The following is a 23,255-nucleotide window of genomic DNA, read 5'->3' as shown; positions in this document are numbered from 1 at the left end:
CAGGACCCGGGACTGCATGTCCGGCACGCCGTTGTCAGACTTGCGGGGTCGCGTCAATCTTGAACCACTTCTCGGACAGCCGCTTGATCGTACCGTCCTTGATCGCAGCCTGGATCGCCTCGTCGAAGCCCTTCTTCAGCTCCGCGTCGTCCTTGCGCATGCCGACCGCAACGCCGCGGCCCAGCAGGCCGCCGCGCATGCCCGTGCCAGCCACGACCATGTCCTTGAACTCGGGCTTCTCCTGGGTGGCCTTCAGGGCGCCATGGCCGGCAAAGATCGCATCGATGCGCCCGGCTGTCAGGTCGAGGTCATGCTGCTCCGTCGTCTTGTACTCGCGGATCTCGATGGTGTCCTTCAGGTAGGTTTCCAGGAACTGCGAGTTCACGGTCGAGCCCTGCACGCCGACGGTCTTGCCCTTCAGCAGCGGCTTCCACGCCTCGATCGCCTTTTTCGCGCCTTCGGAGTCCTTCTCGAAGCTCACGGTCGTGCCGGTCCCGGCCAGCTTGGCGAGCGGGGAGTCCTTCATCACGCCGAACCCGTGCGGCGTGGCAGCATAGGGGAGGGAGAAGTTGATCACCTCCAGGCGCTTGTCGGTGATGTTCATGCCGGCCATGATGGCGTCGTACTTCTTGGCGTTCAGCGCCGGGATGATGCCATCCCAGTCCTGAGCCACGATCTCGCACTTCACCTTCATGCGGCCGCACAGGTCGTTGGCGAGGTCGATCTCGAAGCCTTCGAGCTTGCCGCCCGCGCCCGTGAAGTTCCAGGGGGCGTAGGCGCCCTCGGTGGCGATCTTTACCGTCTTCTCCTGAGCGGCTGCTCCGCCGATTGTGAGAGCGGAGGCCAGAAGCCCGAGGCCCAAAGTCTTGAACAGTTTCATTGTCATCCCTCTGGTCAGTTTCGACTGATCCGTTTGTCGGGTGACAGGCAACTCCGCGGAGCTGACCCCTTCACCCTGCTTGTCAAAGCTAACATTCAAAAGCCAAGCCGGTGCAAGCCCTAAACATGTTGAATAAGCCGGCCAAGGTGGCAATTTCGGTGGCAGATGGCGCGTATCCATACAAAAAAGCGCGGCCGGAGCCGCGCTTTTGAAGGATGTCGCAACTGATCAGGAGCGCGGCGTGGTGTCGATCTTGAACCACTTCTCGGACAGCTTCTTGATCGTGCCGTCCTTGATGGCCGCCTGGATCGCATCGTCGAAGCTCTTCTTGAGCTCGGTCTCACCCTTGCGCAGGCCGACGCCGACGCCGGCACCGAGGAGGCCACCGGTGATGGACGGGCCGACCATGACGTAGTCCTTGAACTCAGGCTTCTCGAGGGTGCCGATGATGTTGGTCGAGTCGGCCAGAACCGCATCGATGCGACCGGCGGCAAGGTCGAGATCGTGAGCCTCGGTGGTCTTGTACTCGCGGATCTCGGCTGTGCCCTTCAGGTACTTGTCGGCGAAGTTGGAGTGGATCGTCGAGGTCTGCACGCCGACGGTCTTGCCCTTCAACATGGGCTTGTAGGCCTCGATCGCCTTCTCCGCCGCAGCCTGCTGGCTGCCGAGGTTGAAGGCTTGGCCCGTGCCGGGGATCTTGGCGAGGTCCGAGCTCTTCGCCACCAGCAAGCCGTTCGGCGAGTTGGCGTACGGACCAGCGAAGTCGATGGTCTTCTTGCGCTCGTCCGTGATGCTCATGCCGGCCATGATGGCGTCGTACTTCTTGGAGGTCAGCGCCGGGATGATGCCGTCCCAGTCCTGAGCCACGATCTCGCACTTCACCTTCATGCGGCCGCATAGGTCGTTGGCGAGGTCGATCTCGAAGCCTTCGAGCTTGCCGCCCGCGCCCGTGAAGTTCCAGGGGGCATAAGCGCCCTCGGTGGCGATCTTTACCGTCTTCTCCTGAGCGGCTGCTCCACCCATGGCGAGAGCGGAACCGAGAAGAGCCAAGCCGACGGTCTTAACGAATTTCATTGTCGTTCCCTTAGTTTTATGGGTCCGGTCTGGGCCGGAGCCTAACTTACCGCGATCCAGAGGGTCGCGCCGTGACGCAGTAACGGCCAATCCGGCAAAAAAGGCAAGGGGATGGGGCTAAGCCTTACACAACCCGTAGCCGGATCTCGCCCAAGCCCTCAATCGCGCCAGCCATGGTCTCACCTTTTGTCACCGCGCCCACCCCGTCAGGGGTGCCGGAGAAGATCACGTCCCCGGGGGCAATCTCGAAATAGGTGGACAGATAGGCAATCTGCTCGGCCACCGACCAGATCATGTCCGACAGGTCGGCCTTCTGCTTGCTGGCGTCGTCTACCGTCAGCGAAATGGTGCCGTTCGCCGGGTGGCCGACAGCGGAGACCGGATGGATTGGTCCAACGGGCCCGGAAAGATCCGCTGACTTCCCCAACTCCCAAGGGCGCCGGAGCTGCTTGGCCTCGTCCTGCAGATCGCGGCGGGTCATGTCGAGCCCGACCGCGTAGCCGAAAACATGGTCGAGAGCTTGGCTGACGGGGATGTCCCGACCGCCCTTGGCCAGCGCCACCACCATCTCGATCTCGAAGTGATAATTTCCCGTCTTTGGGGGGTAGGGGTGATCGACGGTTGCGCCCTCCGCGATCGGCTGCAGGGCATCTGCGGGTTTCATGAAGAAGAACGGGGGCTCGCGGGTCGGGTCGTCGCCCATCTCCCGTGCATGGGCCGCATAGTTGCGGCCGACGCAATAGACGCGACGGACCGGAAACAGGTCGTGGGTGCCGGCAACCGGGAGAGCGGGGAGGGAAGGCGCGGGAATGACGTATGCCATGGGAGCTCGCGAGAAGAGAGGTCGGATGTGCTCCCTTCCTACACCCTGCGGCACGCATCACAACCCGGGAAAATGGTGCAACTTTTCTCCTAGGCTTTCCTGCATAAGGATACGGCGGGTCCAATGGACCCGCCGCACCATAAGGTCAGGCTGGAGGCCGATTAACGGCGACGCGCAGTCGCGCCGGGAAGGCGACGCGAATCCGCAAGGTGATGTTCGATGTGCGGAACCACCGAGGCCGCGAACTGGCGCAGGGACGGGTCGTTGCCGGCCTGGGCATAGCTCGTGTGCAGGGCGAGGGCTTCCTGGTGACCCATGCGCTGTGCCTGTCCATAGAGGCGGTCGAACTGCGGGCCGGAGGTGGAGGCCATCTGGTTCAGCATGGCCATCTTCTCGGGAGGCAGCGCCATGCCGAGCTGGATCGGGGTCACGGAGCCCGTAGCCTGCACGTCGGCCGCACCGCCGGCTGCCGCACCGGTCGTCGCGCCGACGCCAGCGCCAACGGCCGCGCCGACAGGGCCGCCTACCAGGGCACCCACGCCAGCGCCGGCCAGAGCGCCGGTCGCCGTTCCACCAGCCGTACCAGGGGAGCCGCTCGATGCAGCACCAGCCGTCGCGCCGGCCGTTGCACCGATGCCTGCGCCAACGGCTGCACCCACGGGGCCGCCGACCAGGGCGCCGATGCCGGCTCCGGCCAGCGTGCCGCTCAGGGAGCCGCCGATGAACTGACCGTTGGCGCTATAGACTGCGCGTCCGCCGTTCAGGGCCTGGCTCGTCATGGAGTGATCCTGGATCATCTGCTGGGCATAGCGACGAACGACAGGATTGCGGGAACGCTCAAGGGCGAGCTGGCTCGTGGCAATCTCGAAAGCATCCGATTGAGCCGCCATCATGCGATAGCTCTGGCTGTCCATAACCATCTGAGCGGAAGCCGGGGCGGCCGAAACGGATGCGAACAATGCCGCGAGGGCAAGATATTTCTTCATGAGATGAACTCCTGTTTTCTCGGGTCGCAGAACACCGTGCGCAGCCCGACAGGCTTGCGAAGTTCATGGGTGGCTGCTGCACCCCTTCAACGGAGAGCGATCTAAGCGGTTCCAGGAAAGTGACGCGATTGTGCGAAGAAAATATGTTTTGAATACTGAAGCTTAGCTCTGACTATGCTCTCCCGTGCCCATGGCTTAACTTGTGTTAGCCGGAGCCGGCCTGAGATCGAGGTTTCTCTGCTAGCTCTGCTCATGCGGTTGGCGGATACGGGCGAGCGAAAGCATCCCTAAGCCCCCGACCGTTCCATCGGGCTTCAACCCTCGTCGTTCTGCCATCAGGAGAAAGCCGGTTTCATCCCGACCGATCGTGAAGAGATGATAGCCGGCCGTATGGGTGAGCGTTCCGCCGCGAGCCGAGGCCGAGGGGGCGCCGATCACCGGGATCGGGCCGCGCGGGCCGTCGAGATGGGCGAGCGACCCCACGTGATTATGGCCGTGAAGCACGAGTTCCGCGCCCGCCCGGCAGAGCATCTTCTCGAAGCGCTTGGCATCGGTCAGGTTGCGGCCCGGATCCGCCCCGCCCACGTGCGGTGGGTGATGGATGAGCACGATCCGGAAGCAGGCCGGATCCTGACCCAGTTCCTTGAGCATCTCCTCGGTGGCTTTCATCTGCCGGGAGCCGATCCTGCCCGATGCCACGAAGGGCAGGGTCGGGATGGCCGATGACAACCCGATGATCGCGATGGAGCCGTAGCGGCGCAGGTAAGGAAAGCTCCCCTCGCGCCCGTCATCGCCCCGCGTCCATGGGGCAATCTCCTTCATGAGTCCTTCCAGGGAGCCACGGACATAGGCGTCGTGGTTGCCCGGCACGAAGGTGACGCGGGACGGATCGCCGAGTTCTTCGAGAAACACCCGGGAGGTCTTCCACTCTTCCGGCAGGCCGATGTTGCAGGTGTCCCCCGTGCAGGTGATGTGGTCGGGCTTCTGGGCATGAATGTCGGCCACCAGCGCAGCCAGGAGTTCCATGTCGTGCATGTCGTGCCGGCTGCGGTGCCAGTTGTACCAGCCGGTCAGGCGCTTGCTCAGAAGCTGCTTCAGGCGCGGCCGGGGCAGCGGGCCCACATGGGGGTCGGTCAGATGGACGATGCGAAACATGGCGGCCGGGTTCATGCGAGTGGACACGAGAACTCGCGCGGGCGCCCCCGCCCGTCAAGCGCTGCCGATGAAGATACCGGCGAGAAGCACCAGCACGCCGCCGACGATCACCTGGTAGGCGGCGCTCCAGAACGGCGTCTCCATGTACTTCGTCCGGATCCAGGAAATCGCCACGAGTTCCACCGCCACCACGAGAGCCGCGATGCTGGTGGCCAGGAGGAAGGCGTTGGGCCAGGAATCCGGCACCAGATAGGGCAGGGTGTGGCCGATGCCGCCCGCCGCCGTCATCAGGCCGCAGACGAGGCCGCGCAGCCAGGGCGAGCCGCGCCCGGTGATCTCGCCGTCGTCCGACAGGGCCTCGGTCAGGCCCATGCTGATGCCGGCCCCCACGGAGGCCGCGAGCCCCACCAGAAACGTCTCCCAGTTGTTCTGGGTGGCAAAGGCCGCGGCGAAGAGAGGAGCCAGCGTCGAGACGGAGCCGTCGATGAGGCCCGCGAGCCCCGGCTGCACATACTGCAGCACGAAGAGGCGGTGGCGGGCATGCTCCTCGGCAGCTTGCGCATTCTCGGTCAGATGAGCGGCATGAAGTTCGCCGGCCTTACGCTCGTGCCCGCGCTCGATGTCCGCTAGGTTGGTGAAGAGTTCCCTTAAGGAGACGTCTAGGGTCTGCCGGGCGGCCTTCTCGTAGAAGCTGGCGGCCTGCAGCTCCATGACCTCCGCCTCGCGGCGCATCCGGTTGAGATCGAGGTGAGGGCTCCACCAGACGGCGCGGCGCTTCAGGAAGCCGCGTACGTCCTCCCGGCGGATGGGAGGCAGGTGCTCCCCAAAGCGGGAGCGGTAGAAGCCGTAGAGGGAGTTGCGATGCTCACGCTCTTCCTCGGCCATCCCATCGAAGATCTCGGCCGAAGCGCCAAAGTCGGGTCGAAGGCGATCTGCAAAATGCTGGTAGATCCGCGAGTCTTCCTCTTCGCTCGCGATGGCGAGGGCAACGACTTCGCGTTCAGAGAGTTCGGACAGGGACTTCATGGCGGCTCCGATTTAGAATTATTCTAAATTAGAGCCGCTTTATATCAAGCCCTCTGTCTTTTCAGATAGAGGCTCGGCCGAACTCAGTACTGAGCGCCGGGGATCAGGGTCGAGTAGACCGTGCGGTCATCGAAATTGAGGGCAGGCGACCACGAGAAACGGGCGGAGCGGTTCAGGCGGGACAGGATGAAAGCGAGAAACATTGGAACACCTTTGGTTGCCGTTGTCTTAGACCTTCGTATGATGCGGGTCACGCGCCAAATTGAGGCCTCAGCTATGCATTTGATGAATGACTACATTCATCCTCCGGTAATCTTGATGTGATGGCATGAACCGATGTCCGACTCCCCGCCGTCACGGAAAGCCTCACGCCTCCTGTCCCTGGGGCTGCACACCTATTGGCGCTTCTCACGAGGTATGACCCTGGGGGTGCGGGGTGTGGTCCTTGACCAACAGAACCGGGTTTTTCTCATCCGCCACACCTATGTGCCAGGCTGGCACCTTCCGGGCGGGGGCGTCGAGACCGGCGAGACAGCCCTGGAGGCGCTCGGTCGCGAGCTGCGCGAGGAAGCCTGCATCGCCATGGACGAGCCTCCCAGTCTGTTCGGCGTGTTCTTCAACAACCGGATATCCCGGCGCGATCACGTTCTGGTTTACGTGATCCGTCGTTTTACGGTGCTGCAGGCGAAGCAACCCGACCGGGAAATCGCGGAAGCCGGGTTCTTCCCCCTCGACAACCTGCCCGAGGAGACCACCTCGGCCACCCGGAACCGCCTGGCGGAAATCCTCGAAGGCCAGCCCCCCTCTCCGCATTGGTGAAGAGCGTTTGCGCCGGGTTCGCGACGCTGCTATGGCCTAGTCAAAGAGGAAACGCTGAGCATCATGATCAACACCCGGATTCTGCGACGACGACACGGCTGACACCATCCAGCCACTCAAATTTTTTCGTCTTTCGCCCAGAGTCCGTTCATGACCGAGCTCTCGCTCCAGATCCGCACCGAGCAACCCATCGATTCCGAAGCCATCGAGCGCCTGCACGAGCGCGCCTTCGGCCCGGGCCGCTTTGCCCGCACCGCCTCGCGCCTGCGTGAGGGAGCACCCCACCTGCTTGACCTGTCGTTTACCGCCATGGTCGGCACGCTGCTGGTCGGCTCCGTGCGCCTGACGCCTGTCATGGCAGGCGCCGAGCCGGCGCTGATGCTCGGACCGCTGACGGTGGAGCCGGCCTTCGAGGGCCGGGGCATCGGCGCGGCCCTCATGCGCCGGTCCCTGGATGCCGCCAAGGCCAAGGGGCACACCCTTGTGCTGCTGGTGGGCGATGAGCCCTATTACAGCCGCTTCGGCTTCAAGCGCATTCCGGCGCCGCACCTGCAGCTTCCAGGCCCAGTCAATCCAGGACGCTTCCTGGCTTTGGAACTGGTCGAGGGGGCGCTGGCCCGCGCAAAAGGGATTGTGAGTACGATTCCCGACACTGGCCAGTAGAGCGCCACCTCTCCACGTCATGGCCGGGCTTGTACCGGCCATCCCGATCTGAAGAGCGCAGCACCTCATTCAATCGAGATCACCGGCACAAGGCCGGTGATGACGTGCTGGTGGTTTGTGGCCCGTCTTAAGCCCTACGCCGTCCCTCGATCAGCCAGGCGGCCAGTGTCGAGCCGATCAGCAGCACCAATCCGATGAAGCCGAGAGCCATCGGGAAGACCGATACGCCACGCACGATGGCGCTGTCGCTCGGCTTGATGCCGATCCAGTCGCCGCCGGCAAAGCGCGAGCCCGAGTGCACCGGGATGATGCGCGGCAGGGTGATGCCCTGATCGCCCACTATCGCCACGCGCCGGACCGACCCGCCCGTCGCCTGTGCGATGGGCGCGAGAGCCTCGGTGTTGCTGAACACGTCCATCAGTTCGCGCGGATTGGCCGGTCCGATGCTGACGAAGGCGATGAGGTCGCCTGAGCGCACCGTGTGCAGCCCGAGTTCGCGGCTCGCTGCCTGCGCGGTGAACAGGCCGGGGCGCGACTCGGTCAGGGCCACGCTGCTCTCCTGGCCGCTGGGCGCGATCACCGTCACCGGAGCGGCTGTCTCGGTCATGGTCTGCCGCTCAATGCGGATATCACGCCCTTGCGCACTCGCCCGCAGAGCCTCCTCCTCCAGGGCCGGCTCCTTCATGAGCCAATGGGCGAGGCGGCGCAGGAGGTCGAGATGCGGTCCGCCCTCCTGATAGCCGCGGGCCCAAAGCCAGGCGTGATCCGAGAGCAGAAGCGCCACGCGGCCCTTATCCTCCCGGCGCAGCACGAGAAGCGGCAGGTCGTTGGCGCCCGACATCAAGGTCGAGCCCGATTGCACCTGCGAGCCGATGATGCGCAGCCACTCGCCCCAGGCGGGTGGCGACTGCTCCGAACCCGGCAGGTCGCGGGTCACCGGATGGCGGTCGCCCGTATCGGTGATCTCGGCCTTGTAGGGCTGCTCGACGATGGTGCCGTTGGGCTGGCCCGGGATGATCGGCGACAACCGGGTCTGCGCGAGGCTGCCATAGCTCGCGAATTCAGGTCCCGCCGCCACGAGGATCGCGCCGCCCTCGCGCACATAGCGCACGATGTTCTCGAAATAGCTCGAGGGCAGGATGCTCTGGTTCGCGTAGCGGTCGAAGATGATCAGGTCGAATTCCTTGATCTTCTGCTGGAACAGCTCGCGGGTCGGAAAGGCGATCAGCGACAGCTCATTGATGGGCGTGCCGTCCTGCTTCTCCGGCGGGCGCAGAATCGTGAAGTGGACGAGGTCCACATTGGCATCCGACTTCAGCAGGTTGCGCCAGGTCCGCTCGCCCGCATGGGGCTCACCGGAGACAAGCAGCACGCGCAGCTTCTCGCGGATGCCCTCGATGGGGATCACTGCGCGGTTGTTCGCTTGGGTCAGCTCGTTGGCTAAGCCTTCCACTTCGAGCTCGACCACATTGGTGCCGCCATGCTCGATGCGCACGTCGAGGGAAAAGGGCATGTCGGCCCGCACCTGCTGGCGGGTGAGCACCTGACCGTCCCGGCGCACGGTCACCTGGGCAGAACCCGTGCCTCCGCGCTCCATCACCTGGGCGCGGATGGTCTGGTCCTTGCCAACGATGCCGAAGCGCGGGGCTTCCAGGAGCTTGATCTGCCGGTCGCGCTCGTCGGGCCGGCCGGTAATGAGCGCGTGGAGAGGCGCCCGGAACCCGAGACCTTCCACGGAAGGCGGGATGTCGTGAACAACGCCATCGGTGACGAAGATGACGCCGGCAAGCCGATCCGGCGGCACGTCGGCAAGACCGTTGGAGAGCGCCGAGAACAGGCGTGTGCCGTCGTCGCCGCTGCCGTCATCGGCCTCGATGAAGCGCGGATCGACGTCGGCCAGCGAGCCGAAGCGGCGCTCCAGCTCGGCCCGCACCTGATCGGTCATGGGAGAGCGGTCGCCCAGGGTCTGCGAGGTGGAGCGGTCGATGACCACCGCCACGATATCCTTCACCTTCTCCCGGTCCTCCTGCACCAGCGCCGGGTTGGCGAGCGCCAGGAGAACGAGGCCGAGGGCAACCGCACGCAGGATCGCCACGGGACCGCGCGTGACGAGCGCAAGGATCGCCAGAAGGACGACAACCGCGCCGAGAGCCCAGAGGGCGTAATCGGGAATGAGTGGAGAGAGGCTGACCGAAAGCAAAGGCAATCTCCCCTTACTGCCCGAGGCGTTCGAGCAGGGCCGGCACGTGCACCTGATCGGCCTTGTAGTTGCCGGTCAGCGCATACATGACGATGTTGACGCCGCTGCGATACGAGAACTCCCGCTGGCGCTGGTCGCTGCCGACGATAGGATAGAGCCACTCGCCGCGCGCTCCCACGGCCCAGGCGGCCGCGAGATCGTTCGACGTGATGATGATCGGTGAGACGCCGTCACCCGAGCGGGCCGGGCGGCTGGCCTCACCCTCCGTTTGCGGCGGCAGGACCTCGACCCAGGTCTGCCCGGTGGAATAGCGGCCGGGAAAGCTGTCGAGGATGTAGAAGGTCTTGGTGAGCACGTGATCGGCCGGCACGGGCTCGATCTCGGGAATGTCGAGGCCCGCGAGCAGCCGGCGCAGATACTGCCCCTCGGCCGTGGGCGCGCCGTCGAGGCGATTGCCGAAGGCATCGCGCGTGTCGAAAATCACGGTGCCGCCGCCCTTCATGAAGGCATCGAGGCGCCGGATCGCAGCCTCGGACGGGATGGGCCTGCTCGCCACGATGGGCCAGTAGATCAGCGGATAGAACGCCACCTCGTCCCGGGACAGGTCGATGCCGATGGGCTCGCCAGGCGACAGGGCGGTGCGCTGGCTCAGCACCTGCGTGAGCCCGGCGAGGCCTGCCTTGCTGGTCTCGTCCACCTGCGTATCGCCCGTGATCACGTAGGCAAGCCGCGTCACGAGGGCGGGGCTTGAGCTTTCCATCGTCATGGACGAGCGCCGGTCCTGTGCGCTCGCATCCGACACGGGGTTGAGCAGCAATGCTGAGCCCAGGATGATTGCCGCAGCAGCGCCCGCCTTCCGCAGACGACCGGAGAGGTTCGAGAGGTGGCCGCCGAGCCAGAGCGACGCGATGGTGTCGGCGACGAGCAGAAGCAGGGCCAGCATGAACAGCGGCATGCGCAGATCGACAGTCTGGGCTCCGGCCAGCGGAGCGATCCGGGCGTTGAGGGGAGCGAAGTTCAGGGGCGCAAGCCGGTCGCCCGGCAGCAGCGCATTCACCGCGAGGCTCGAATCCACCGGACCGTAGAAGCCCGGCGGATGTTCGCCCCGCGCGCGCTCGGAGTAGTTGCGGGTCACGGCACGGGCATTGGCCGGCGGCGAGATGTAGATGCCATAGCCATCGAGGGTCAGACGGGGCGCCACGGTCTCGTTCTCCGCGTTGCGGGACTCCGCATTCACATCGTTCGTTGCGCCGGCGAGAGCCGTGGTCCGGCGCAGCATGTCGACGAACAGGCCCGACAGGGGCAGGTTCGACCAGGTGGTATCGGCTGTCACGTGAAAGAGCACGATCATCCCGTCGCCGCGCTTGTCGGCCGTCACGATGGGCGTGCCGTCGGCGAGCGATGCCCAGGTCTTGGCCGGCAGGTCGCCATCGGGCTCCGCGAGGATCTGGCGGCGAATGCCGATCTCCTCCGGCACAGTGAGGCCGAAGAACGGGCTCTCGCGGGTGAAAGGTGCGAAGGTTTTCGGCGTATCCCAGGACAGGGTGCCGCCGAGGCTGCGCCCGCCGCGGCGCAGGCGCACCGGAACCAGCTCGTCGTTGCCGGCGGACAGCCGCGAGCCTGCAAAGCGCAGCAGCATGCCGCCCTGTTCGACGAAGGCCGTGACCTTGCCGAGCGTCTCCCGGTCGAGCCCGCCCACATCGGCCAGCACCAGCACGGAGACCTGCTCGTCGATGAGCTGGTTCACCGAATCCGCCACGCCGCCGCGTCCCGTGCGGATTTCCGAGTAAGGCGCGAGCGCCCGCTCGATGTAGTAGAGCGGCGAGAGGAGGGGCTGCGCCTGTTCCGAGGTGCCGCCGAACACAAGGCCAACGCGGCGGCGCTTGCCGCGTTCGTCGAGCAGGTGCACGGCGCCGGCCGACCCTTCGCCGAGGATCTCGATGCGCGCAATGGCGTTGCGGATCTCGGTGGGCAGGTTGAATGCCACATTGGTCTCGGTGGCGTTGGCCTCGAAGGAGAATCGCGTGTCAGCGAGCGGCAGGCTCTTGAGGTCCAGAACCCGCACAGTGCCGGAATCGCGCCCATTCGGCTCGGGCCGTACCAGCCTGACATTCAGCTGACCGCTGGCATTCTCCACGCCGGCAACCGCAAGGGCCGGAGCACGCTCCGCTTTGAGCACGGTGATGCGCTGAGAGCTGGCCATAGGCGCCAAACCGTCGATGAAGCCTTGGCCATCAACGCCCGCGACCCCGTCGCTGATCCAGACGATGTTGGCGTCCGGCGTCGCTTCCAGAAAGCGCCTGATGGACTCGAGATGCACCTGACGGTCCTGCAGATGCGGCAGAGGTTTTAAGGATCGCAGGCGCTCGAGCGCCGCGGCGGGGCTTGCAGGCTCGATGGCGGCCGGGATCTCGGCTGTCGCAACAAGAGCCACGGTGCGCCCGTCGCGTCCTGCGGCCTCGATGTGCTCGGAGGCCAGGTTCATGCGCTCGCGCCAGTCGTGAGCGGCGGCGAAACCATTATCGAGCACGATCAGAAGCGGCGAGCGGCTGTTGTCCTCGGCCAGGGGATTCCAGATCGGACCGGAGGCCGCGAGGATGAGGAAGGCGGCGAGCAGGAGCCGCAGGAGCAGGAGCCACCAGGGCGTGCGGGCGGGCATTTCCTGCTCGGGGCGCAGGTCCGCCATGATCCTGAGCGGCGGGAAATCCACGCGCTTCGGCTGCGGCGGCGTGATCCGCAGGAGCAGCCAGATCGCCGGGAGCGCGGCGAGCGCCGTGAGGACGAGCGGGACGGTGAAGGTGAGAGGCAGGCCCAGCATCGCTCAGCGCCCTCCCACACCGGCACCACGGGAGGTCGCGACCAGCGTCATGAGGCGAAGCGCTGCTTCGCTCGCCGGTCGGTCGGTCCGGTGGATGGTCAAAGTCCAGCCGCGGCGGCGCGCCAGTTCCTGCAGTTCCGCCCGATGCTGCTCGATCCTCGAGCGATAGGCCTTTCCCCAGGAGGTGGCATCACCGATCCGAAGCGACAGGCCGTCTTCGAGATCGTGCAGAACCGCCTGCCCCTGGAACGGGAAGGTCTCTTCCACAGGATCGACGATCATCACCAGATGCCCACGGGCACCGCGGGACGAGATGCCCTCGACCATGGTGGCGATGTCGCGCGCGGGCGACAGGAAATCGCTGATCAGGATCGCTTCGTGCTGCGGCGCAACGGCGGCCTGCGGCGGCAGGTCCTCCTCCAGGGAGGCGCGGTCCGCCACCAGGGTCTGGGCCATGGTTTCCGCAATGCGCCGGGTTGCGCGCGGCGACATCAGCCCCAGCATGCCCACGCGCTCGCCGCCCTCGACGAAGCAATTGGCCAGAGCCATCCCCAGCACGATGGCACGTTCTATCTTGGGCGCCTGGGCGAGGTCGGAGGCATAGCCCATGGAGGCGGAGCGGTCGATCCAGAACCAGACGGTCTGGGCTGTTTCCCACTCGCGCTCCCGAACATAGAGGCGATCGTCGCGGCCCGAGCGGCGCCAATCGATTCGCTGCGCGGCCTCGCCGGCCACGAAGGGGCGGAACTGCCAGAAGGTCTCGCCGGTGCCGGAGCGGCGGCGGCCGTGAATGCCGTGGGCGAGGTTGGCCGCGACGCGCCGGGCTTCCAGCACGAGGCGCGGCATCCGGTGAGCGAGGGAAAGCGCGCTCTCCGTCTCTTGGCGGCCCGGCGAGCGAGCGCTTTCGGGGAGGACCCGGACACGGGCCATGGCGATGATCCTAGCCTGCCAGGCGCGCGGTGAGCCGGCCGATGACGCTGCCGATGGTGTCGCCATCCGCACGGGCCGAGAAGGTGAGCGCCATGCGGTGCTTGAGAACCGGCTCGGCCAGCGCCACCACGTCGGCCAGCGAGGGAGCCACCCGGCCCTCGATGAGCGCGCGGGCGCGCACGGCCAGCATCAGGGCCTGGCTGGCGCGGGGGCCAGGGCCCCACAGGATCTTGTCGCTGACGCCCTCGATCCGGTCTGCTTCCGGACGGGCCGAGCGCACGAGATCGAGGATCGCCTCGACGACGCTCTCGCCCACGGGAAGGCGTCGGACAAGGCGCTGGGCGTTCATCAGCGTCTCGGCATTCATGACCGTGGTCGGCTTGCGGTCCTCCGCGCCCGTCGTCTCGATCAGGATGCGACGCTCGGCCTCGCGGCTCGGATAGCCGACGTCGATCTCCAGCAGGAAGCGGTCGAGCTGGGCTTCGGGGAGGGGATACGTTCCCTCCTGCTCGATGGGGTTCTGGGTGGCCAGCACGTGGAAAGGCTGCGGCAGGTCGTGCCGCTCACCGCCCACGGAAACGTGATGCTCCTGCATGGCCTGCAGCAGGGCGGATTGGGTGCGGGGGCTCGCGCGGTTGATCTCGTCGGCCATGAGCAGCTGGGCGAAGACCGGACCCTTCACGAACCGGAAGGAGCGACGACGGTCGGCGCCCTCGTCGAGAATTTCGGAGCCCAGGATATCGGAGGGCATCAGGTCCGGGGTGAACTGGATGCGGCGGGCGTCGAGCCCGAGCACGGTGCCCAGGGTGTCCACAAGCTTTGTTTTCGCAAGGCCTGGAACGCCGACCAGAAGGCCGTGACCGCCGGCCAGAAGGGTGATGAGGGTCAGGTCGACGACGTCTTCCTGGCCGAAAATGACGGTGTGAATGGCCTCCCGGGCCCGGCCGACTGTCTCAAGGGTCGCCTCCGCGTTGCGGATGATCGCGTCGTCCAGGGCGGTGGGCGCTTGAGCAATGCTGGCCGTCATGAGGTCATTCTCCCTCTCATACGCATGTGCCCCCGTTAGCTAGTCTGCCTTTGATCCCGGTCGATAAGCAAGGGTCGATGCGCCGCAGCGCTGAACCCGGGTGGAGTGGACGAGACAGCCGAGGACTCTATGCTCTAGGAAGTAACCATCGGCCGCCGTTCGTCGATCCCGAAAAGTGAAAAACATGTTCACGCTTGCGTCATGACCGATCCTTCGCCTCTCCCTCCCGGAAGCGCCCTGACCCGCCTGACAGAGGCGCTCGGGTCCGATTCAAAGCGCAAAGGCCCGCCGCCGGTCGAGCGCTGGAACCCGGCCTATTGCGGCGAGATCGACATGCGCATCGCGGCCGACGGCACGTGGCATTACATGGGCTCGCCCATCAACCGGCCCGCCCTTGTGAAGCTGTTTTCGACGGTTCTGCGCAAGGATCCGGAGCGTTATGTGCTCGTCACGCCGGTCGAGCGGGTCGGGATTACGGTGGAAGACGCGCCCTTCCTGGCCGTCGAGATGGCCGTGGAAGGCGAAGGCGAGGGCCGGCAGATCGCGTTCCGCACCAATGTGGACGATCTCGTGCAGGTCGGGCCGGATCATCCCCTGCGCTTCGAGCAGGACGCGAATGGCGGCATCAAGCCTTACGTGAAAGTTCGAGGGGAACTGTGGGCCCTTGTGACGCGAAGCCTGACCCTCGATCTGGTTGCCATGGGCGAGGAAAGGACCGTCGATAAGGCGGCGACCTTCGGCCTCGCCGCGGGCGGTGCCTTCTTTCCCATCGCTCCGGCGTCCGAACTGGGCATCGCTTGATGCGCCTTGCTCCCCACGACGAACCGGACTTCCTGACGCTGGCGGCCGAGCGGCTGCGGCCGGAGCCGCCGCACGCCGAGGAAGCCTTGGCGGATCCGCGCGGCGATCACAGCCTCGACGACGTGCCGCTGGTCTATCCGCTGACGCCGAAGCCTGCCGCGGTGCTGGTGCCCGTGGTCATGCGCGACGAGCCGATGCTGCTCCTGACCGAGCGCGCCGCGCATCTGCGCCAGCATTCCGGACAGATCGCCTTTCCGGGCGGCCGGGTCGACCCGACCGATGCCTCCATCCTGGAGGCCGCCTGCCGCGAGGCCATGGAGGAGATCGGCCTCGACAGCCGCTTCATCAGCCCGCTCGGCTACCTCGATCCTTACCTGTCCACCACGAATTACCTGGTGATGCCGGTGGTGGCCCGGGTGTCGCCCTCCTACACGCTTGCCGTCAATCACGGGGAGGTGGCCGATGCCTTCGAGGTGCCGCTGAACTTCCTCATGGATCCCGCGCGCCACGAGCTCCATTCCCGCGAGTTCAAGGGGCGGCTGCGGCGCTACTATGCAATGCCCTATGAGGGACGCTACATCTGGGGCGTGACGGCGGGCATCATCCGCAATCTTTATGAGAGGCTCTACGGTTCATGACACGGGCGGTCGTTCAGGGTTTGGTGCTGTTCCTGCTGCCTTTCGTCTTGTTCGGCATCTATCTCGTGATCCGTCGGCGCAATCCTCTGCTCTGGTCCCACTGGAGCAGCCAGTCCGTGTGGCTCACGATTGCAGGCTTGAGCTTCGTGGTCATTTCGCTCGTCGCAGCAGGGCTCCTCGAAGAGCGGCAGACCGGCGCCTATGTGCCGACGCGCATCGAGAACGGTCGCGTCGTTCCGGGACATTTTCAGTGACCGAAGCCCTGAGCCGACAGGCGCTGACGACCCTTCTTCAGCGCCCTGAACTGCGCCGTCTCCTTGAGGTCTTCAACGATGGGGCCGAGGAGACGCGCATCGTGGGCGGCGCCGTGCGCAATGCCCTGCTCGGACGCCCGGTGACCGAGGTGGACTGCACCACGACCGTGTTGCCCGAGGCCATCATGGAGCGGGCGAAGCGGGCTGGGTTCAAAGCAGTGCCCACAGGCATCGAGCACGGCACGATCACGGTGATCGTCGGCGGCGAGCCTTTCGAGATCACGACCCTGCGCGAGGATGTGGAAACCGACGGGCGCCATGCGGTGGTGCATTTCGGGCGCGATTTCGTCCGCGATGCCAGGCGGCGGGACTTCACCATCAACGCCCTGTCCCTGGGGCTCGACGGGCAGCTCTACGACTACACCGGCGGCGAGGCGGATCTTGCCGCCCGGCGGGTGCGCTTCATCGGCGAGCCGCGCATCCGGATCCGCGAGGATTACCTGCGCATCATGAGGTTCTTCCGCTTCCATGCGGAATATGCGCAAGGCGAACCTGACGCCGAGGGCCTTGCTGCCTCGGGCGCCGAGCGCCAGGGATTGGCCATCCTCTCGAAGGAGCGGATCCGGCACGAGCTCCTCAAGCTTCTCGTCGCGCGGCGGGCGGAGGAGACGATCCGCATTCTCGCCGATCACGGCTTCCTTACTGGACTGCTCGGCGGCGTCGCCGAGTTGGGGCGCTTCAGACGCGTGGTGGCCTATGACAAGGACGACCCTGCTGCGATCTGGCGTCTGGCGGCTCTCGCCGTTCTGGTGGAGCAAGATGTGGAACGCCTGCGCGAGCAGCTTCGGCTGTCCAACGATGAGCAAAGGAAGCTCATCGCCTATGCCGGGCTTCTCAGCCTTCTCAAGACCTGGGCCCTGCCGCTCGATGCCGCAACCATCCGCCGCTTGGTGGCGGATCACGAGCCAGAGGCTCTCGGTATTGCTCTGGCGGCAACAGCCGGAGAGCCGTTTCCCGTGGTCCACGACGATGCTCACGGGGCGCTCGCTCGTTACCGCAACGGCGCCGAGCCTGTGCCGGTTTTTCCCCTGCGCGGGGCCCATCTCGTTGAGGGCGGCGTTCCGAAGGGGCCGAAGATCGGCCAAATGCTTGCCCAGGCCCGGCAGGCTTGGCTGGCGGAGGGCTGCCGAACCGACGCGAGCTATGCCCAAGAACTGCTCAAACGGATGCTGCAGCGGGCCTAGGTTGCCGTCGTCCTTAGTTTCACCCCAAACGGCGAAGTCGGTCCCGGATCGCGGGCAGGGTGAGGCGCGTGAACCCTCCCCCCTGTGCGGGGGAGGGTGGCGAACGGAGTGAGCCGGGAGAGGGGGAGTCCGGTTGAGCACTGCCCCTCTCCCGGCCTGCTGCGCAGGCCACCCTCTCCCGCAAAGGGGAGAGGGCAGGCGCTGTGCATGTTCCCATTTTGTTCTTGACAATTCTCCTAAGCTCGGCTATAGGTATGGACATCCTCGCCCGATGAGGGGCGCGCTCGCGAGGCGTCGCAAGAGTGGGGCGAGGAGCGGTCCTGCCGCAGGCCTCGCAAGCCTGTGATCGCAGGTGGCCGATCTGGCATGCCTCCAGGTCCGCTGAAACAAACCGCGCGTGATGAGCAGTCTGGCTCTCACCTTCCACACACCACATCGAGCCGGGCTGCCCAACGCGCCACCCTCGATTGACTTGACGGCCTGAGGCTTCCCAGCCTCGGGCCCGAAGGCGCTGGCTCTTTGACAAGCTGACCAACAGCGTCATCCCGGACGGCAAAGCCGATCCGGGATCGCGTAAACCAATCCAACATTGTCATCCCGGGGCTGCGCAGCAGAGCTCAAGATCCATAACCGCCGACGAGGCATAACGAAGCGCGACGTTGCTCGCTCTCTTCTGAAACGTTAGCGGTTATGGATCCCCGCCTGCGCGGGGATGACAGCGTTGAGTTTAAGGCGCTACCTCCTGCACACGATCCCGGATCGGCTACGCCGTCCGGGATGACGGGATTTCACTCAGGGCCACCTTACCATGGGCGGCATGGAGGACAGGATCGACGCGATGTTGCCGCCGGTCTTCAGGCCGAAGATCGTGCCCCGGTCGTAGAGCAGGTTGAACTCCACATAGCGTCCGCGCCGCACCTGCTGCTCGATACGGTCCTCCTCGGACCAGGGCTTGCTGACATTGCGGCGGACGATTTCGGGATAGACCTTGAGGAAGGCCTCGCCCACGTTGCGGGTGAAGGCGAAATCCTCGTCCGGGTTCCCGGTCCAGTGATAGTCGTAGAAGATGCCGCCGATGCCGCGCGGCTCGTTGCGGTGCTTCAGGAAGAAGTACTCGTCGCACCATGACTTGTACTTTTCATAGGATCCCTCCGGCGCGTGGGCGCTGCAGGCCCGTTCCAGGGCCTCGTGGAACAGGACCGTGTCCGGGTCTTCTTGGGTGCGCCGCCTTTCGAGCACGGGGGTGAGGTCCGCCCCGCCGCCGAACCAGGGCTTCGTGGTCACCACAAAGCGGGTGTTCATGTGAACGGTCGGCACGTTCGGGTTCCAGGGATGGGCGATGAGCGAGATGCCGCCGGCCCAGAAGCGCGGGTCCTGGTCCGATCCGGGGATCTGGCCGCGGAACTCGGGCGCGAACTCCCCATGGACGGTCGAGACGTGCACGCCCACCTTCTCGAACACCCGGCCCTTCATCATGGACATGACGCCCCCGCCGCCGGCCGCGCCGCTGTGGTCCTTGCGCTCCCAGGGGGTGCGCTCGAAGCGGCCGGGCTCGGACGCTTCCGGGGGGAGGGGGCCTGTCACCTCGTCCTCCAGGGCCTCGAAAGCAGCGCAGATCCGGTCGCGCAGCAGCGCGAACCAGACGGGGGCTTCGGTCTGCAGGCGCGCCACGGCGGCTTGGTCGGTCATCAGGTCTTGCCTCACATCTCGGAAGGGGCGGGAACGGGAAACGAACGGGTCTGCCTTAGGGACTCGCCCAGGATCATGGCAGCGGTCACGGCCACGTTGAGGGAGCGCATCCCGGGCTGCATGGGAATGAGGATCCGCGCATCGGCTGCCGCATGGACCTCCTCCGGCACGCCGGCGGATTCCCGCCCGACCAGGATGATGTCGTCAAGCCGGTACGCAAAATCCGCATAGGGGATCGCCCCCTTGGTGGTGGCGAGGACGAGGCGGCCCCCGGTCTCCTGCCGCCAGGCCTCGAAGGCCCGCCAGGAGATGTGACGGGTGATCGCCGCATGGTTGAGATAATCCATGCCGGAGCGGCGCAGGTTGCGGTCGGAGACGTCGAATGCCGCAGGTTCGATGATCTCGACCGGCACGCCGAGGCAGGCCGACAGGCGCAGCATGGTGCCGGTGTTCTGCGGGATGTCCGGCTGGTAGATGGCAAGACGGGGCATGGGTTCGTCATCGTGGCAACGCGCCTCGCCGTCAAGGGAGCGACGTGTTGGCTGCCGGGTCGGCGGCATTTTGAGGCACAGGCTGGAACAACTCCAATCCGGCTATGGACAGGCGGGCTTGACCGTGCCAAAGAGCCACCGCGCGGCGACTCCCAGTCGCATTGCGCGCGCGTTGTCGCATTCCATATCGGAGTGCGTGAGCCGAATGCCCGGGTTACCAAGGCATTGCCGATGCGCGGTTCTCGTTTTTTGACCAATGCTGGAGAGCCAAGTGGCCGAGACCACCACTCATGTCGCTGAGCCGACACGGCGCGATTTTCTGTACATCGCCACGGGCGCCGCCGCCGCGATCGGCGGAGCCACCCTGGTATGGCCCTTCGTCCAGTCCCTGGCGCCCGATGCGGCGACGGTGGCGGCCGGCGCCCCCGTCGAAGTCGACCTGGCTCCGATCGCCGAAGGCCAGATCGTGAAGGTGTTCTGGCGCGGCAAGCTGATCTTCATCCGCCACCGCACCCCGGACGAGATCAAGGCTGCAGCGGACGTGAACGTTGCCTCCCTGCGCGACCCGCAGCCCGACGCGGCCCGCGTGAAGGACGGCAAGGCGCAGTGGCTCGTCGTCTATGGCAACTGCACCCATCTCGGCTGCGTGCCGCTGGGCAACTCCGGCGAGTACAACGGCTGGTTCTGCCCCTGCCACGGCTCGGTGTTCGATACCTCCGGCCGCGTCCGCGGCGGCCCGGCGCCGATCAATCTTCCGATCCCGCCTTATGCCTTCGCGTCCGACACGAAGGTCATCATCGGCCAAGAAGCCACGGCGTAACCTAAGCGACGATCAGGCGATACACATGAGCCAGCATCCCACAACTTACGTTCCCAAGAGCGCCTTCGGTCGGTGGTTCGAGAGCCGCCTGCCGATCGCGGGCCTCGTCCACTCCTCGTTCGTCGCGTTCCCGGTTCCGCGGAACCTGACCTATTTCTGGACCTTCGGCGCCATCCTGTCCTTCATGCTCGTCGCGCAGATCGTGACGGGCGTGTTCCTGGCGATGTACTACACCCCGAACGCCGGGATGGCCTTCCAATCCGTCGAGCATATCATGCGCGACGTGAACTATGGCTGGCTGATCCGCTATCTGCACGCCAACGGCGCGTCGATGTTCTTCATCGCCGTCTATCTCCACATTTTCCGGAACTTCTACTACGGCTCCTACAAGGCACCCCGCGAGGTTCTGTACATCCTCGGCGTGATCATCTTCATCCTCATGATGGCCACCGCCTTCATGGGCTACGTGCTTCCCTGGGGCCAGATGAGCTTCTGGGGCGCCACCGTGATCACCAACCTCTTCTCGGCGATCCCCCTCGTCGGCGAGACCATCGTCAGCTACCTCTGGGGCGGCTATTCCGTGGGCAACCCGACGCTCAACCGCTTCTTCTCCCTGCACTACCTGCTGCCCTTCATGATCGCGGGCGTCGTCGCCCTGCACATCTGGGCGCTGCACGTGCCGGGCCAGAACAACCCGACCGGCATTCCGATCAAGTCGGGCAAGGACGCGGTTCCGTTCACGCCTTATGCCACGATCAAGGACATCTTCGCCGTCGTCGTGTTCCTGATCTTCTTCGCCTATTGGGTGTTCTACATGCCGAACTATCTCGGCCATGCGGACAACTACATCCCGGCGAACCCGGCCGTGACGCCCGCGCACATCGTGCCGGAATGGTACTTCCTGCCGTTCTACGCGATCCTGCGCGCCATTCCCGACAAGCTCGGTGGCGTCCTCGCCATGGGCGCGGCCATCGTGATCTGGGTGTTCATGCCCTGGCTCGATACCTCCAAGGTGCGCTCCACCGCCTACCGTCCGCTCTACAAGCAGTTCTTCTGGGTCTTCGTGGCTGTGTGCCTCGTGCTCGGCTGGCTGGGTTCCCGCCCGGCGGAGGGCTGGTACGTGATCGCGTCCCAGATCTGCACGGTCTACTATTTCGCCCACTTCCTGATCGTCCTTCCGGTGCTCGGCTTCGTCGAGCGTCCGCTGCCGCTGCCGAATTCGATCCTCGAATCCGTCATGGGCGTGCAGAAGGGCGGGGCTGGCATGCCGGCCGGCGCCAATGCCGAACCGCAGTCCAAGGGCTGAACGGAAGCGTTGAGGAAAACATCATGATGAAGCGTATCCTTCTCATCGCTGCGGCCGTTCTCGGCCTCTCCGCTCCGGCCTTCGCTGCCGGCGAGACCCCGGTCCCGCCGCAGCTCAAGTGGAGCTTCCAGGGACCGTTCGGCACCTTCGACCGGGCCCAGCTCCAGCGCGGCTTCAAGGTCTATCGGGAGGTCTGCGCCTCCTGCCATGGCCTGAGCTATGTCGCGTTCCGCAACCTGTCGGCACCCGGCGGTCCGGAGTTCTCCGAAGCCCAGGTTCGTGCTCTGGCAGCCGAGTACAAGATCCAGGACGGCCCGAACGATGCGGGTGACATGTTCGAGCGCCCCGGCCGTGCGGCCGACCGCTTCCCGTCGCCGTTCCCGAACGAGAATGCGGCGGCCGCGGCCAACGGCGGCAAGGCTCCGCCGGACCTGTCCCTGATGGCCAAGGCCCGCACCTATGAGCGCGGTTTTCCCTGGTGGATCACGGATATCTTCCGTCAGTATTCCGAGAACGGTGCGGATTATCTCACAGCGCTCCTCAACGGCTATCATGAGGCTCCGCAGGGCTTCAAAGTGCCGGAGGGTGGTCACTACAACGAGTATTATCCGGGCCACGTGATCGCGATGCCGAAGCCGCTCAGCGACGGGCAGGTCGAGTATCCGAAGAATGAGGCCGGACAGCCTCAGGTGCCGGAGACGGTCGACCAGTATGCCCGCGACGTAACGGCTTTCCTCGTCTGGACCGCGGAACCGCATCTCGAGGCCCGCAAGCGTCTCGGATTCCAGGTCATGCTGTTCCTGATCGTGCTCGCAGGCCTGCTCTACTTCACCAAGAAGAAGATCTGGGCCCGCGTGGGCGGCGAGGTCGAAGGCCACGCCACACCCCCGATGACGCACAATCCGTAAAGATCGAGAACGAGGCCCCGAAAGGGGCCTTTTTCTTTATTGGGTGACAGCGTGTGACGGCAGCCCTATTTCGAGGCGATGCTGCAGACGATCGCCGACGACATCTGGGGAAAGCCCTGCCTCGCCTACCACGTTCAGCCGAGCCTTGAGCCTGAAACCCGCGACGCCTTCGAGGCGGTGCAGCGGAAAATTGCCGAGCACTGGCCGGAGCCGTTGCATATCGGACCGAAGCACGGGCTGCATGTCACTATTTATCCCCTGGTTCCGGTGAGAGGCTCTTTCGACAAGGCCGCCTACTGGCAGGGCATCGCACGACAAAGTCAGAGTCTCCTGGAGGATCTCTGTGCCGGTCACCAGTCTCTGGAACTGCGGTTCTCCCGCCTCAAGGTCACCGACACGGCCATCATCGCGACCGCGACCGAGGAGACCGGGCTGATTGACGCCATTCGGAACAGGATCGTCCGTGATATTCCCCCGCCGCCGGGTCATCAGCCGATCATCTACGATCTCATCCACGCGACCCTGGCCCGCTACCCGACGGGAGCCTCCATTCCGGACGATGCGGTCGGGCGCATCGAGAGCCTGCCCGTCTCCATCACGGCGCCGGTGACGCAGATCAGGCTTGTTCGCGAGACGCTTTTTCCCTGTCTCAGGACCGACGAGATCGCCTCGATTCCGCTGACCACGAGGTGAGGCTTGGCAG

Annotated in this window: 22 protein-coding genes; 10 read left to right on the top strand and 12 right to left on the bottom strand. The window is 65.4% G+C overall.

What is annotated here, in order from left to right:
• Nucleotides 1-34: 34 nt before the first annotated feature.
• The 6 genes from IC232_RS00425 to mbfA form a co-directional block, all read right to left on the bottom strand.
• A complete protein-coding gene (locus IC232_RS00425; RefSeq protein WP_190842789.1) occupies nt 35-880 on the bottom strand; it encodes a lysine/arginine/ornithine ABC transporter substrate-binding protein in 846 nt (281 codons plus the stop codon).
• A 228-nt stretch (nt 881-1,108) separates the two neighbouring features.
• On the bottom strand, nt 1,109-1,954 hold the full coding sequence (locus IC232_RS00420; protein ID WP_190842786.1) for a lysine/arginine/ornithine ABC transporter substrate-binding protein: 846 nt from the start codon (nt 1,952-1,954) through the stop codon (nt 1,109-1,111).
• Between the two features lie 124 nt (nt 1,955-2,078).
• Nucleotides 2,079-2,777, bottom strand: coding sequence for a fumarylacetoacetate hydrolase family protein (locus IC232_RS00415; RefSeq protein ID WP_190842784.1), 699 nt, complete (start codon nt 2,775-2,777; stop codon nt 2,079-2,081).
• Nucleotides 2,778-2,938: 161 nt separating this feature from the next.
• Complete coding sequence (locus tag IC232_RS00410) at nt 2,939-3,763, bottom strand: DUF4142 domain-containing protein (protein WP_190842782.1); 825 nt, start codon at nt 3,761-3,763, stop codon at nt 2,939-2,941.
• A 240-nt stretch (nt 3,764-4,003) separates the two neighbouring features.
• A complete protein-coding gene (locus tag IC232_RS00405; RefSeq protein ID WP_190843413.1) occupies nt 4,004-4,918 on the bottom strand; it encodes a metallophosphoesterase family protein in 915 nt (304 codons plus the stop codon).
• Nucleotides 4,919-4,972: 54 nt separating this feature from the next.
• Nucleotides 4,973-5,944, bottom strand: a complete 972-nt coding sequence (mbfA, locus tag IC232_RS00400) for an iron exporter MbfA (RefSeq protein ID WP_190842779.1) — start codon at nt 5,942-5,944, stop codon at nt 4,973-4,975.
• Between the two features lie 336 nt (nt 5,945-6,280).
• Here mbfA and IC232_RS00395 point away from each other — a divergent pair, with 336 nt between their 5' ends.
• Nucleotides 6,281-6,763: an NUDIX domain-containing protein gene (locus IC232_RS00395; RefSeq protein ID WP_190842777.1), complete on the top strand. Its 483-nt coding sequence runs from the start codon at nt 6,281-6,283 to the stop codon at nt 6,761-6,763.
• 150 nt (nt 6,764-6,913) lie between these two features.
• Nucleotides 6,914-7,426, top strand: coding sequence for a GNAT family N-acetyltransferase (locus tag IC232_RS00390; protein WP_190842774.1), 513 nt, complete (start codon nt 6,914-6,916; stop codon nt 7,424-7,426).
• Nucleotides 7,427-7,553: 127 nt separating this feature from the next.
• On the opposite strand, the gene IC232_RS00385 is transcribed toward IC232_RS00390, so the two are convergent.
• From IC232_RS00385 to IC232_RS00370, 4 genes are read right to left on the bottom strand one after another with little or no spacing between them, the layout of a single operon-like run.
• The gene (locus IC232_RS00385) at nt 7,554-9,626 is read right to left on the bottom strand and encodes a hypothetical protein (protein ID WP_190842772.1); all 2,073 of its coding nucleotides are present in this window, start codon (nt 9,624-9,626) and stop codon (nt 7,554-7,556) included.
• 13 nt (nt 9,627-9,639) lie between these two features.
• The gene (locus tag IC232_RS00380) at nt 9,640-12,444 is read right to left on the bottom strand and encodes a DUF4159 domain-containing protein (RefSeq protein ID WP_190842770.1); all 2,805 of its coding nucleotides are present in this window, start codon (nt 12,442-12,444) and stop codon (nt 9,640-9,642) included.
• 3 nt (nt 12,445-12,447) lie between these two features.
• On the bottom strand, nt 12,448-13,374 hold the full coding sequence (locus IC232_RS00375) for a DUF58 domain-containing protein (protein WP_190842767.1): 927 nt from the start codon (nt 13,372-13,374) through the stop codon (nt 12,448-12,450).
• A 10-nt stretch (nt 13,375-13,384) separates the two neighbouring features.
• Nucleotides 13,385-14,401, bottom strand: a complete 1,017-nt coding sequence (locus IC232_RS00370; protein WP_190842764.1) for an AAA family ATPase — start codon at nt 14,399-14,401, stop codon at nt 13,385-13,387.
• A 201-nt stretch (nt 14,402-14,602) separates the two neighbouring features.
• On the opposite strand from IC232_RS00370, the gene IC232_RS00365 reads away from it, so the two are divergent.
• Genes IC232_RS00365 through IC232_RS00350 form a run of 4 tightly spaced genes read left to right on the top strand, consistent with a single transcriptional unit; the run spans nt 14,603 to nt 17,338 of the window.
• Complete coding sequence (locus IC232_RS00365) at nt 14,603-15,202, top strand: DUF1285 domain-containing protein (protein ID WP_190842761.1); 600 nt, start codon at nt 14,603-14,605, stop codon at nt 15,200-15,202.
• Nucleotides 15,202-15,840: a CoA pyrophosphatase gene (locus tag IC232_RS00360; protein ID WP_190842758.1), complete on the top strand. Its 639-nt coding sequence runs from the start codon at nt 15,202-15,204 to the stop codon at nt 15,838-15,840. The genes IC232_RS00365 and IC232_RS00360 overlap by 1 nt, the downstream gene beginning before the upstream one ends.
• Entirely contained in the window at nt 15,837-16,094 is a 258-nt protein-coding gene (locus IC232_RS00355) for a DUF6111 family protein (protein WP_190842756.1), read from the top strand. Before IC232_RS00360 ends, IC232_RS00355 begins: the two co-directional genes overlap by 4 nt.
• The gene (locus IC232_RS00350; RefSeq protein ID WP_312895084.1) at nt 16,091-17,338 is read left to right on the top strand and encodes a CCA tRNA nucleotidyltransferase; all 1,248 of its coding nucleotides are present in this window, start codon (nt 16,091-16,093) and stop codon (nt 17,336-17,338) included. Before IC232_RS00355 ends, IC232_RS00350 begins: the two co-directional genes overlap by 4 nt.
• Nucleotides 17,339-18,130: 792 nt before the next feature.
• Here the strand turns inward: IC232_RS00350 and hemF are convergent.
• On the bottom strand, nt 18,131-19,027 hold the full coding sequence (gene hemF, locus IC232_RS00345; protein WP_190842754.1) for an oxygen-dependent coproporphyrinogen oxidase: 897 nt from the start codon (nt 19,025-19,027) through the stop codon (nt 18,131-18,133).
• Nucleotides 19,028-19,038: 11 nt separating this feature from the next.
• Complete coding sequence (locus IC232_RS00340; RefSeq protein ID WP_190842751.1) at nt 19,039-19,518, bottom strand: tRNA (cytidine(34)-2'-O)-methyltransferase; 480 nt, start codon at nt 19,516-19,518, stop codon at nt 19,039-19,041.
• A 271-nt stretch (nt 19,519-19,789) separates the two neighbouring features.
• Here IC232_RS00340 and petA point away from each other — a divergent pair, with 271 nt between their 5' ends.
• The 4 genes from petA (at nt 19,790) to IC232_RS00320 (ending at nt 23,245) form a co-directional block, all read left to right on the top strand.
• Nucleotides 19,790-20,338: a ubiquinol-cytochrome c reductase iron-sulfur subunit gene (gene petA, locus IC232_RS00335; RefSeq protein WP_409564828.1), complete on the top strand. Its 549-nt coding sequence runs from the start codon at nt 19,790-19,792 to the stop codon at nt 20,336-20,338.
• A gap of 25 nt (nt 20,339-20,363) precedes the next feature.
• Nucleotides 20,364-21,644: a cytochrome b gene (locus IC232_RS00330; RefSeq protein ID WP_190842746.1), complete on the top strand. Its 1,281-nt coding sequence runs from the start codon at nt 20,364-20,366 to the stop codon at nt 21,642-21,644.
• 23 nt (nt 21,645-21,667) lie between these two features.
• Nucleotides 21,668-22,552 carry a cytochrome c1 gene (locus tag IC232_RS00325; RefSeq protein ID WP_190842744.1) on the top strand — a complete coding sequence of 295 codons (885 nt, stop codon included), beginning with the start codon at nt 21,668-21,670 and terminating at the stop codon, nt 22,550-22,552.
• A gap of 78 nt (nt 22,553-22,630) precedes the next feature.
• A complete protein-coding gene (locus IC232_RS00320) occupies nt 22,631-23,245 on the top strand; it encodes a 2'-5' RNA ligase family protein (RefSeq protein ID WP_190842742.1) in 615 nt (204 codons plus the stop codon).
• Nucleotides 23,246-23,255: the final 10 nt, after the last annotated feature.

The organism is Microvirga sp. (genome assembly GCF_014699075.1).
GTDB lineage: Bacteria > Pseudomonadota > Alphaproteobacteria > Rhizobiales > Beijerinckiaceae > Microvirga.
Note: the sequence above shows the minus strand (reverse complement) of the source record. Positions and strands in the feature narration are given on the sequence as shown.